Source organism: Microvirga aerilata (assembly GCF_016743775.1).
Lineage (GTDB): Bacteria > Pseudomonadota > Alphaproteobacteria > Rhizobiales > Beijerinckiaceae > Microvirga > Microvirga aerilata.
Genome location: NZ_JAEQMY010000119.1, coordinates 1 through 10,800 on the forward strand (window position 1 = coordinate 1; position 10,800 = coordinate 10,800).

The 10,800-nt window shown below is 56.3% G+C and carries 12 protein-coding genes; 6 read left to right on the plus strand and 6 right to left on the minus strand.

Annotated elements, in window-relative coordinates; genetic code table 11:
• On the minus strand, window positions 1–266 hold a 266-nt coding region (locus tag JKG68_RS33040; RefSeq protein WP_210346481.1), incomplete at its 3' end, for a hypothetical protein.
• Window positions 267–384: 118 nt separating this feature from the next.
• On the opposite strand from JKG68_RS33040, the gene JKG68_RS33945 reads away from it, so the two are divergent.
• From JKG68_RS33945 to JKG68_RS28485, 3 genes are all read left to right on the plus strand, one after another.
• Window positions 385–522, plus strand: a complete 138-nt coding sequence (locus JKG68_RS33945; protein ID WP_202065384.1) for an HWE histidine kinase domain-containing protein — start codon at window positions 385–387, stop codon at window positions 520–522.
• Window positions 523–606: 84 nt separating this feature from the next.
• Window positions 607–1,254, plus strand: a complete 648-nt coding sequence (locus JKG68_RS28480) for a recombinase family protein (RefSeq protein ID WP_202065387.1) — start codon at window positions 607–609, stop codon at window positions 1,252–1,254.
• Window positions 1,255–1,763: 509 nt separating this feature from the next.
• A complete protein-coding gene (locus JKG68_RS28485) occupies window positions 1,764–2,432 on the plus strand; it encodes a hypothetical protein (protein WP_202065388.1) in 669 nt (222 codons plus the stop codon).
• Window positions 2,433–3,271: 839 nt separating this feature from the next.
• Here the strand turns inward: JKG68_RS28485 and JKG68_RS28490 are convergent.
• Both JKG68_RS28490 and JKG68_RS28495 read right to left on the minus strand, forming a co-directional pair.
• Entirely contained in the window at window positions 3,272–4,267 is a 996-nt protein-coding gene (locus JKG68_RS28490) for a hypothetical protein (protein ID WP_202065389.1), read from the minus strand.
• A 331-nt stretch (window positions 4,268–4,598) separates the two neighbouring features.
• Entirely contained in the window at window positions 4,599–5,696 is a 1,098-nt protein-coding gene (locus JKG68_RS28495) for an NAD(P)H-dependent flavin oxidoreductase (RefSeq protein ID WP_202065390.1), read from the minus strand.
• Window positions 5,697–6,403: 707 nt separating this feature from the next.
• Here JKG68_RS28495 and JKG68_RS28500 point away from each other — a divergent pair.
• From JKG68_RS28500 to JKG68_RS28510, 3 genes are all read left to right on the plus strand, one after another.
• Window positions 6,404–6,715: a hypothetical protein gene (locus JKG68_RS28500; RefSeq protein WP_202065391.1), complete on the plus strand. Its 312-nt coding sequence runs from the start codon at window positions 6,404–6,406 to the stop codon at window positions 6,713–6,715.
• Window positions 6,716–6,811: 96 nt separating this feature from the next.
• The gene (gene hfq, locus JKG68_RS28505) at window positions 6,812–7,054 is read left to right on the plus strand and encodes an RNA chaperone Hfq (protein WP_202065392.1); all 243 of its coding nucleotides are present in this window, start codon (window positions 6,812–6,814) and stop codon (window positions 7,052–7,054) included.
• A 138-nt stretch (window positions 7,055–7,192) separates the two neighbouring features.
• Window positions 7,193–7,420, plus strand: a complete 228-nt coding sequence (locus JKG68_RS28510) for a hypothetical protein (RefSeq protein ID WP_202065394.1) — start codon at window positions 7,193–7,195, stop codon at window positions 7,418–7,420.
• A 65-nt stretch (window positions 7,421–7,485) separates the two neighbouring features.
• Here the strand turns inward: JKG68_RS28510 and JKG68_RS28515 are convergent, their stop codons facing one another.
• From JKG68_RS28515 to JKG68_RS28525, 3 genes are all read right to left on the minus strand, one after another.
• Window positions 7,486–7,650, minus strand: a complete 165-nt coding sequence (locus tag JKG68_RS28515; RefSeq protein ID WP_202065395.1) for a hypothetical protein — start codon at window positions 7,648–7,650, stop codon at window positions 7,486–7,488.
• Between the two features lie 461 nt (window positions 7,651–8,111).
• Entirely contained in the window at window positions 8,112–9,572 is a 1,461-nt protein-coding gene (locus JKG68_RS28520; RefSeq protein ID WP_202065397.1) for an adenylate/guanylate cyclase domain-containing protein, read from the minus strand.
• A gap of 146 nt (window positions 9,573–9,718) precedes the next feature.
• Complete coding sequence (locus JKG68_RS28525; RefSeq protein ID WP_202065399.1) at window positions 9,719–9,952, minus strand: DUF6894 family protein; 234 nt, start codon at window positions 9,950–9,952, stop codon at window positions 9,719–9,721.
• Window positions 9,953–10,800 lie beyond the last annotated feature (848 nt).

Consider the following 10,800-nt stretch of genomic DNA (forward strand, 5'->3'; position numbering starts at 1 on the left):
GCGAAGAGGATGGGCTGCTCGCCGCGACCCAGGATTTTGACATTGTTACGTTTAAGAACAGACATGGGTGCTCCGTGCAATTCAAAGACCGATGGGTAGGCCGCTCGCCAAGGTGATGCGTACGAGCTTTGCAGTTCCGGTGCCCTAAGTAGATGAATTAGCTCCCTTTGCAATGCATGGATTTGCACACCAGCCATTCTGCCTTGAATGAGTTCCGCACTCGCCCAAAACTCTGTCTGATGCTTAATACAGTTACGAAGGTTCATTGAGGGTCAAACGTTGCCGTTCAGCATAGCCGTGTAGAGGCCCGTTCACGCCGCCAATACGGAAATCGGATGAGGTCAGCCCCGTGCCACGAAGAGACTTTCCGCTCTTGATGATCAGGTGGCGGAGGAGCGCCGCGACCTGCTCATTAACGAACTGAACCACAGGGTGAAGAATACCCTGGCCAGCGTGCAGTTCATTGCAAGCCAGACCCTACGCAACACCGAGACCGCTGCAGAGGCCAAGGCCACCGGCTGAAAACTGGTTCAGAAATATAAGCTTGACCATTTCAAATGAACCGATACGCTGTGAACCATCCTAACTGAACTGCTTGAGGTTTCGATGTTCGTTCGAGCTTACCTCCGTGCGTCTGACAAGAGCCAGGACGCTACCCGCGCCCGTGAGCAGATTGAAACCTTTGCGAACGAGCATGGGCTACGCATCGCAGCCACCTACATTGAAAATGAAACTGGTACGAAACTTGATCGTCCCGAGCTTTTCCGGCTTCTGGCCGATGCCTCAGAGGGAGACATTTTACTTTGCGAGCAAGTAGACCGGCTAAGTCGTCTCACTTCTCCCGACTGGGAGCGGTTGAAGTCCGAGCTTGCTGCTCGTCGTGTTCGTGTTGTCGCCCTTGATCTGCCGACTTCCTGGATGATAGCGACCGCGAAGGTCGATAACTTCACCTTGAGAATGTTTGAGGCCGTAAACGGCATGATGCTGGACGTGCTCGCGGCTGTGGCTCGCAAAGACTACGAGGATCGCCGTCGCCGACAGGCACAGGGGCAAATGAAAGCCAAAGCGGAAGGCCGCTACACAGGTCGCAAAGAGAACCTCGCTCGCAACAGTGGTATCGCGTCAATGCTGCGCGCAGGCACATCCTGGTCGCAAATCCAAGCGGCGACTGGTTGCAGCCGCGCCACCATTGCTAAGATCGCCAAGCGCCTTGACCCTAATAAGGGCTCAGATCATCGGGCACTCAGTGCATGAGACTGTTAGCTCAGGTCCGCACTTGTGGCCGTGAAGCTGGCTTCTTCTCTTGAGGTGTTTATCCGAACGAGCGCCTCTTCAGCACCTCAATGATCTGGATTATTCGTCGAAGAACCCGGTAGGTCCGTCCTTGAATTTGAGGACCCTTGTGTTGTCTTGGATCACAGAGGCATCCCCTCATCGAAGCCCGACGCCGCCTCAATCTCCAGTGTGAGCTTGATTGTCATTCCACGTGTACGTTGAAGCTCCGCAAGCACGTTCTCAACAACCTTTTAGACAGTCGGGATAGGTCTCTGCGGGTCGGCTGCCGATCAAAATCGTGCGCCGCGATCACTGATCGGAACCGGGCTCGCTAATGGGTCTTGGAAGGTATTTTCTGGGATTATTGAAGAAGAGAGCACGAACTTCCAGCCGATTGTCTACCTCTACGATGGCACGATGCCAGCAACTTGACCGGAACCTTCCTGGGCATCTGGTGATTCTTCGTTGACTTCAACAGGAGGTTTCCAATGCCCCATTCTAAGACCGCAGCATGGTCTATTCTGCCGAACCAAAAGGCAGTCGATCAGACCATTCATCGCCTCACCCAGAGTGGTTTTCCGCGCAACAATATCAAGGTCACCCAGCGGGCCGATAATCAGTTTGATATCCACGTCCACACCACCCCGGACCGTCTTCCGATGGTTGAACGGCTGATCCACGCCTCCGCCCCGCTCTATGCGCTTCGCACCACGGCGACCGGCGTCCGAGCCACGATGGCCTCGAAACCCCTGTTGAGTGTGGGGGCAATGGCTCTCGCCGGGTATGCCCTCTACACCTATGTTACAAAAGGGCGGAAGCAGGCCGTGCAGTCCCTGACCGAGCTTCCACGCACGATCCGCGATCTCCCCGTGGACCAGTGGGCTGATAACGTCGCCGACGCTGCCGAACAAGTCGCTGAGACCGTGCGGAGCACCGTCCAGGGCATGAACGAGAAAGTCACCAACTTGGGCGACAAGTCAGGCGGTCCTGAGAAGCCTGCTGCCAGCGGCCCGGCCTCAACGACTGGGACCTCTGCTGCCTCAAGCTCGATCAGCCCAACGAGCCCGACAGGGGTCACGAAGCCCCCACAGACCACTGGAGCCACCCCACAGACAACAGGCCAACCGAACGAGCAGAAGACTGGCCAGAACACGTAGGCGCAACTGGTTCAAGGAATACAACTTACAAACAAACGAAGGTGGTGGCCGGGGTAATCCGTGTCCAGCCGTAGCCCAGCAGAGGGGGTGTTGCGGAGGGCAGTGAACCCGGCTCTCGCCAAACCTGCCGTCCACTATTCTGCTTCCTTCTAAAGGCTCATGAATTGCGGGAAGCTTTCGGCTGGAGAAACTCCCACAGTTTCGCTTTGAAGATGGCCACTTCGTCGGCGCTGAAGATCGCGTTCACGACGAGCGGCAGCGGATCGGTGGCTGTCGGGCGAGAGCGAAAGGTTCTCGAACTAAACGGCTCCTTGGCGCGACCAGATACACCATGTTGATAGGCTGTGTGATCTTAGCCTATCGATGTGGGCTCGTTTCGCAGTAGGTGAGCCACGCTTCGAGAAGAACAAAAGCAGCAGAAGGGTTGGCGCAAAGTGCCTTCACAATGTAAGCATTGATCACGGGGAACTTTTCACCGTCAATGATTTCATTCGAACCATGCGCCGACAGGAGCGCCTCCATGTCTGCCTACTCTGCCTTGTGAACAAAGAGGTTCGTGATGTCTCGTGGCCTACTACGCTTGGCCGGATGTTTGGGTATGGGGAGTTCGTGGTAAAACATTGGAAACCTCGTGGAGTGTCGAGGTATTTATCCATCGATAATCTATGTGGTTCGCAACAGTTGAAAGCCAATGTCATGCGTTAGAAGTTGTCACCATAGTATAACCGGTCTTGACGGCAAAAACGCTCGCACGGGGCTTGATGGGCCAAATTGCCCGTCTCTGCTGTGCTACTGAGATTAGACGGCTCCACGAACGGTAGGTGAGGACATTGAACATCTCACGGCAACACTGAGGACGGTGCGGCGTCAATGTCGGCAAGGTCTTCGACGCCCAATATGTCAATGATGTCGTCAAGAGCCTCCTCGTCATAGTCGCAAACGCCGAGCCATCGCGCGACGGAGTTCCATCGGCTGGCCCCTGCGTGGTGAGCGTAGATCAGGATGCCGGATGCTCGGAGCTTCTGAAGGATGGCGCATCGTGTAGCAGAGTTAGGACGGGCATTTCGCGGTCCGTACATTTTGTCGAAGCAAGCCCAGCGATCTTCGCTCAGCGCGGTGAGTTCGATAATTACGGGGCACGGCTGGTATTCCACAAAGCACTTGCGCCCCAATGCCATTTCCCCGAACTGGCTCTTGAGGCAGTTGCGGTACTCCAGAGCCTTGCCGCGAATTGCCTCTGCCGTGGTGAGTGGGACAAACGCCTTATCCAGTCCAGGCAGGGCGACGGGGAACTCGGTCGCTCGTCTGACCTGATTTTGTAACCACGTGCGTAGGCTGGAACCGGGTTCAAGAGACTTGATCGAGCCGATGAGGTCGTCAGTGGTCATCTGTGGCGACAGGTGATTGACTATCCGAACGGCGGTCCAGAACCGGGCGACATCATCGGGAGCGAGGCGCTCGACCAACTCCTTAAGGATGAAAGGTTCTTCAAGCCACAAAAGCGTGGTTAACTTCTTGGTTGTGATATTGGGCATGTGCATCAGGAGCTTTGCCCTCACGCGATGCTCTGGCTCGGTCAGCACACTCATCAGGTCTCGGTAGGACCCTCTTGGCAGCGGATCGTCTCCCAGACGTTTGAGAGCACCAATAAGACCGTCTACAGGTCCGTAGGCCGCGTCGAGCAGATCACGGACGCGCCGACATGCGACAAGAGCGTGGCTGATCACCTGGAGAGGAGTGGCATTCGAGGGACCTCCCTCGATGTTCAGATTGCAGAGGTTCATCGCCATTGCCTCTGGTGTGACCCAATCGAGAGAGGCGAGCACCAGGAACATGGTTTGGCGGCGAAGCGAACTCGCCGAGAGAGCGATGCGAAGGATACTGTTGTGAGCTTTGTCAGCCTCAGCGATGGCTTCGAGTGCCCAGCCCTGGAAGGGACGGAACTCTGATGTTTGTTTTGCTTGACCGATCTCGACGCGGCACCTCTTCGCTGCCTCGACATAGCAAGGCTCTCATGGGACCGGAAACGCGCAACCAATATCGAGCAGATTCGACGGGCTCACAGGATTCGTGAGGCGCTGAATTACTGAAAGGCAGTGAGGACCGAAGGAAAATTGAGTCAGGCAGAATCCCGTTCCCTACAAGGCGTTCGGCGCGAGTGCTCGATCACGTCGGTATTGAGCCATCAGCAAGGGCGAACCGGGATAGGATCGCAAGGGCGTCAGAACCAAGTTGCCGTGTGAGTTCGTCAGCCGGAAGGTTTTGGCCAAGGGCAGCAGCCTGTCCAGACCACAGGGGTGAGAAGTCACCTGACCCGGCTGCTTCCGCTCTCGTCCGGAGCGGACTAACCGCACCGGAGGCCAGTGGGAATTGCGGTGCAAGCTCCGACATGGGACCAACCTCCCGGACGATGCGGTTGACAATCCCACGGGCTGGCCGACCGGTGAACACGTTCGTAAGAACCGTATCGTTGTCCTTTGCCCTCTTGAGAGCCTCACGGTGGACTGCACTAACCTTGGCTTCAGGGCAGAACAGATAAGCCGTTCCGATCTGAACCGCTGAGGCTCCAAGGACGAAGGCCGCAACAATGCCCCGCGCATCGGCGATGCCACCAGCAGCGATCACGGGCACCCTCACGGCATCCACAACCTGCGGCACCAATGCCATCGTGCCTGCCTGCGTGGAAATATCATCCGTCAGGAAGACGCCGCGATGCCCACCGGCCTCATAGCCCTGAGCGATGATGGCATTGCATCCCTGATCCTCCAGCCATCGCGCCTCATCCACTGTGGTGGCGGACGAAATGATCTTTGCGCCAGTCGCCTTGACCCTCTCCAATAAGGCTCGCTCGGGTAGGCCGAAGTGGAAGCTGACGACCTCGGGCCTAAACTCCTGAACAAGATCGCACATGGCGCTGTCGAAGGGGGCACGTGCCACAGCAGGAACGGGAGCTTGCGGATCAAGTCCGAGTTCGAGGTAGTAGCTCTCCAGCCGCTGCTTCCAAGTGGTCTCGCGCGCCGGGTCAGCCTGTGCCGGCTGGTGGCAGAAGAAGTTGAGGTTAATGGGCCGGGAAGTCCTCTGACGGATGATCCCAAGCTCGTTCCGCATCTGCTCGGGGCTGAGCATCGCACAAGGCAGAGAACCCAGCCCTCCCGCCTCCGAGACTGCGATCACTATCTCAGATCCGACCGACCCTGCCATCGGAGCCTGGATGATCGGCAACTCGATGCCGAGCAGGTCTTGAATGCGACGGTCTGGCCACATGCTGCGGTCTTCCTATGCTCCTACATTTCAACCCTTATAGCACCGTAGTTTCTTCTCGGGAGAGTGCTGACGATGTGCGTCCACGACGCGCAGACCCGAACGCGAGCCGCCAACAAAGGGGATGGGTGTTAAGGGTAGGCTCTGCTGGGTCTGACGTAGCTTGAGCTAAAGCAATCATGTGGTGCGTCATTCTCAACAGAGACTACGCTGACACTACATCCAAAGAGATACCCCTAATGAATCGGGCCAGCATGCCCTGATTTCTGCGGCCTGTCTCGTCTTCTGCGCGTATATTGATTCTGCGGTTAAATGACAACAAGAACAACAAGAACAACAAGAACAACAAGGAAGGAAAGATGTCATATTACAGCCAGAAGCCAAAAAATGATGCATTTCATCGAGTATTGGATGACGAAATCAGAAGCCTCATAAACATAATTTGGACAATAGACTTCACTCATGAGATTGACTTGCTGAACATCGATAATAGCACTCTTATGAATGAGACGAAGCAAGCCAGAAAGATCAACATTATCTTAGAGCATCATGAGGCACGACAGCCCTATGTCGAGCTTCTCAACGAACGCTGGCAGAAGCAGTGTCGCCAATCCCTTTTGCAGCTTAGGCCGAGTGACCGTCTGCGCGTTGTACCCAGCCCAACTCCCGCTTGTCTCTCGCAAGCTCAATAGCGAATGGCAGAGAGCGCTATGCAGACCATGAACCGCTACAAAAGTCCTTCAACTGAGGAGATTGTCTGGTGGGGCCGGTGTTCCAATGCCGCACAGTACAAGATTCAGGAGATTATACGCATCCTGAGCGATCTGGACGCTCAGCATAACCTGGAACTTGACGAGCTTCAGCACCATGCATTGGATGGCAAAGCTCAAGAAGGTGCCGTGGAGAAGCTAAAGACAACACACCAGGAACGGCGCAGACCTTATGTGAGGCGGCTTGAGGAACTTCGCGAGCGCGGAGGACTCCCGGCTGTGAACTCTGACATGGTCCAACAGGAGCATTGATCCTCCGCGCGAGGAGCCGTTATAGATCACCGCCCTGGATGCCTTTGACAGACTCGGTCGGCTCTGGTGCAGTGATCGTCCGTCAGGAACAGACCATTGGCCCCACAAAGCACCTCAGCCCTCCAGGACATTTTCCTCAGTCATCTCCGGGATGGCCGGATCGACGTGATGATGTTTCTTGTGAACGGGATCAAGCTTCAAGGCGAGATCGGATCGTTTGACAACTTCACAGTCCAGCTTGTCAGAGGCAGTAGCTCACAAATCATTTTCAAGCATGCGATTTCTGCAATCAACCCAGCGGAGCCAGTCCAATTGATGGACCCATCTTCGTTCGGGTGAGCCAGCCCTTCTCAGACCCGGTTGAGGATGCGGCTCAGGTTCATGCTTGGAAATAGCCAGACACACAGAAGGCACTGTCTGCTTCCTGCTGAAATACGTTACAGTGGACGCACCACGTCGATTTGACAGGAGCCTCCGATGAAGAAGGCGCGCAAGCTCTACGAAAGCCCAAGCGGCGACCGTTGGTACCTCATTGGCGATCCCTCAGGGGCTGTGTTCATCCGTCACGAAGCAAATGTGGCGTCTGGAGGGAGCGTGGAGCATGAGGACATTGCGGCGTTCCTGAGTCGCGGCACCGGTCCAGAACAGCAGGAACTGTTGCGCTTGATCGAAACCCTCGCCGAGGAACACCCTGCTCATGCGTGATCCTGGTGAAACAGATCAATTCAGAAAGCCGACAAAAGGAGGGTCAGCCTTCGGGTTGATCCGGCTCAGTTCTCGTCATCATCCGGCATCGACTCGATGTTCCCAATGCCCCAGGCGCGGTGACCGGCTTGCCTTTCCAGAGCTTCGACCCGCCGAAGAAGCTGTGTGGTAAGTGTTGCTTCGCGCCGGAAGCCCTCGTCGCCAGGATCGCTCCCCAAACGCATTTGCATGTCACGGGCTCTCGCCTCAAGGGCTCGCCTGAGAACGCTCAACTGCTCTTTATCCAGTTCGAGCAACATCGTGACGAGCCCTACTATGGGCTCCCTATGTCGAGAGTAACTTTTCTACCCAGGCAGGCTTACCATGGGAGATCAACTCTCAGGGACACCCGCCTTGATCAACCCTTCCGCGATGATCGGACCGGTCGCATACTTCCGCAGTTGGTTTCGGACTAAGCTGACCGTGAGCGGTGGTCCCGGAAGCGAATTCCGGTGCGCCAAAAGCATCTTCGTCTGGTCTTGGAGTCCAAGGTGGCCATAGCAGCTAATTAGTAAAGCGTAATGAGAAGGGAAGTTGGGAAAGGCTACAATAGCCCTGCGAACATAGGGAAGAGCATCCTCAAAACAGCGAGCGGCGAGAAGCGTAAAGCCGTGGACAAACTCAGAAAAGCTCAGGAATGTGTCCGCAGGGCTCAGGCGAAGAGCCATCTGAGTCTCCCCCACGGCATCATCAAACCTTCCAATGCGAGCCAGCGCCCATCGTGGATCGTGTGGGCCAACGCAAAACTCGGGTTGACCCGCAGGGCGGCTTCAAGTTCCGACAAAGCACGTTCATGCTGCCCATCTGCGCTGAGACACAGGCCCAATATCATACGCGCCCATGGCTCGCTTGCGTCGAGAGCAAGCGCCTGCTCTGCATGTTTCTGAGCCTCGGCTCTACCTTCTTGCTCATCAGGAGCCCAGTAGTTGTACGCGGCCCACCACACGGCCCAGCCTAAAATTGCATGAGCCTTCGCATAGGTCGGCTCTATCGAAATTGCCCGTTTGAGAAGAGATCGCGCCTCGTCACTCTCTTGGCGTCCGAGTTTGCTGATCAACCCGATAGCGCGGACAACGAGGCCCCACGTGCTAATGTGATCAGGGGGTTGGCTGGCGATCCGAGCACCCTCTTCGGCATACAAGTGCGGCTCAATGGCAGCGACGACGCTTGCTGTGATCTCGTCCTGAACCGCGAACACATCGTCAAGCTGTCTGTCGTAAAGTTCTGCCCAGATGTGCCTGCCGCTTGCAGCCTCGACCAATTGGCTGGTGATCCGCATGCGACTTCCTAACACCCTGACGCTGCCTTCAAGCACATACCGAACACCGAGGTCTTGACCGACCTGACGAACATCCACCATCCTCGCTTTGTAAGCGAACGTGGAATTGCGAGCGATGACGAACAGCCACTTCAAGCGCGACAGACCTGTGATGATATCTTCGGTCATGCCATCTGCGAAATACTCCTGCTCGGGATCACCACTCATGTTCGTGAACGGCAGCACAGCAATGGACGGCTTGTCAGGAAGGGGGAGGACCTTTGCTGGACTTGCTGCCTGCGCCAAGCCTGTGGACGGCGAAGGTGAAGCTGCGACACGGTAGACGCGCACTGGTTCGTCGAAGTTCTTGATTTTCTGTGGGCCAAGATCATCAAAGCCGAGGGTTGGCGAGCGCCGAACATACATGTGGGTGGCGTCAGAGATGTAGACGCGCCCTGGTTCAGCAAGGTTCTCCAGCCGCGCTGCAATATTCACCCCGTCCCCGAGCAGATCGCCACCACGGACCATGACATCGCCGACATGCACTCCGATGCGGAACTGGATTCGGCGCTCTTCGGGCGTATCTTGGTTCGCTTGCGCGAGCGCCTCCTGCACAGCAGCGGCACATTGGACGGCATCCACAGCACTGGGGAACTCAGCCAGCACACTATCACCAGCCGTATTGGCAATCCGTCCGCCATGCTCAGCGATCAACCGGTCCATGATTTCGCGATAAGCGGTCAGGCTGCGGAGTGTCCCAACCTCATCCTGGCTCATCAGGCGCGCATAGCCTGCCACATCGGCGGCGAAGATCGCGGCAAGCCGCCGCTCGACCCTATGCTCCTGTGGACCCATGGGACCCTCGGTGCAGTTCCAGAGGGAATTGTGCTGCTGACTGAGTGAGGTGTCCAGTCTGGAACCGGGAACGGCTGAAACTATTCAGCCAAGCTTTGCCGAATGGGTCAGGCAAACGTAGCCATTTTGGACCGCGTATCGCCCACCTATTTAATGACCACAGAGAAGGGGACAGTGAGCACGATGTGGCCGGTTTCATCGGCGACCCCGATGGCCATGGTGTTGAGGGCTCCAGGCGGAAGGTCGTCCCATAGGTCGCAAAGCTCGCGCGCGACATTCACCGCCTCGCTACGAGCCTCATGAATGCTGGGCAACTCAGTTCCTACACGGTCTTGGTCGCGACCGTCACCGTCCTGAACATGAAAATAATAGCGAGGCATGGCTTCTCAGGTTCTGGCGAAGTGATCGGTGCCTTCATCGATATCCGACCTGAAAGGACAGGCAAAGATACGTTTGAGGCTGACCGGGAGAAGATACTTCTTTACGGTACTCCATTAGCATTCCTGTAAAAGAGCTATGCAGGATCAGTCCATTCAGCAGGCAGGCGATGACGCACTAACGAAGAGAGGTTAATGCTAACCTCGTGCTCTAACTGGGTGGAATGAGCCTCTGTCGATTTCGATGGTATGAGCCTGTTCCTGTTCCAGGCAAATCGACTGGTGGGAGTTATACCGGTTGGAACTAAGACTTGCTCGAACCTTTACGAGCGAACGGCTCTAACACCACACGAGGTGCGCCTCGGCCTCATTCTCCTGTCGGGATAGAGCATTCCGCGAGGGGTTCGGCGTTGCTTTCATGCCCTTGATCTGTGTCTCTCGAACCACGCATTCGGCTCCGCTCGACAAAGCCCTGATCCGGTACTGACGCTCGTGCGATGTTTCGGGCAGCACTCGGACAATCACATATGTATCGGGGTCAGCTCTCCTGGGATGGGCAGGAAGAACCGACTGGCCGACATTGAACTTGTGCCTCATGGGACGCTCCGTTCAGCAACGTTCGACAGCCCAAACTTGGGATGATCATATCCCTCTCGCTCCCTGCAAGCCAGAAGAACATAATATCCTGTTACACGCTCAACCAACACAACGGCTGCTCAGCATCACCCCCAACCGTTGCCGTAGGCCCATTCCCGATCAGGCTCCATCGTCAATACCCTCGCGTCCGCAGCCTCTGCTACCTGCTGCATGGTACGGCGAGCAGCACGAGCCTCCTCGATCAGCGCCAACTG

What these genes read in the sequence shown, in the direction of transcription:
- JKG68_RS28495 (WP_202065390.1), bottom strand. Translation starts at nt 5,696, where the DNA reads ATGTGGCCAGACCGTCGCATTCAAGACCTGCTCGGCATCGAGTTGCCG.
- JKG68_RS28520 (WP_202065397.1), bottom strand. Translation starts at nt 9,572, where the DNA reads ATGGGTCCACAGGAGCATAGGGTCGAGCGGCGGCTTGCCGCGATCTTC.
- JKG68_RS28480 (WP_202065387.1), top strand. Translation starts at nt 607, where the DNA reads ATGTTCGTTCGAGCTTACCTCCGTGCGTCTGACAAGAGCCAGGACGCT.
- JKG68_RS28510 (WP_202065394.1), top strand. Translation starts at nt 7,193, where the DNA reads ATGAAGAAGGCGCGCAAGCTCTACGAAAGCCCAAGCGGCGACCGTTGG.
- JKG68_RS28525 (WP_202065399.1), bottom strand. Translation starts at nt 9,952, where the DNA reads ATGCCTCGCTATTATTTTCATGTTCAGGACGGTGACGGTCGCGACCAA.
- JKG68_RS28490 (WP_202065389.1), bottom strand. Translation starts at nt 4,267, where the DNA reads ATGTTCCTGGTGCTCGCCTCTCTCGATTGGGTCACACCAGAGGCAATG.
- JKG68_RS28485 (WP_202065388.1), top strand. Translation starts at nt 1,764, where the DNA reads ATGCCCCATTCTAAGACCGCAGCATGGTCTATTCTGCCGAACCAAAAG.
- JKG68_RS28515 (WP_202065395.1), bottom strand. Translation starts at nt 7,650, where the DNA reads ATGCAAATGCGTTTGGGGAGCGATCCTGGCGACGAGGGCTTCCGGCGC.
- JKG68_RS28500 (WP_202065391.1), top strand. Translation starts at nt 6,404, where the DNA reads ATGCAGACCATGAACCGCTACAAAAGTCCTTCAACTGAGGAGATTGTC.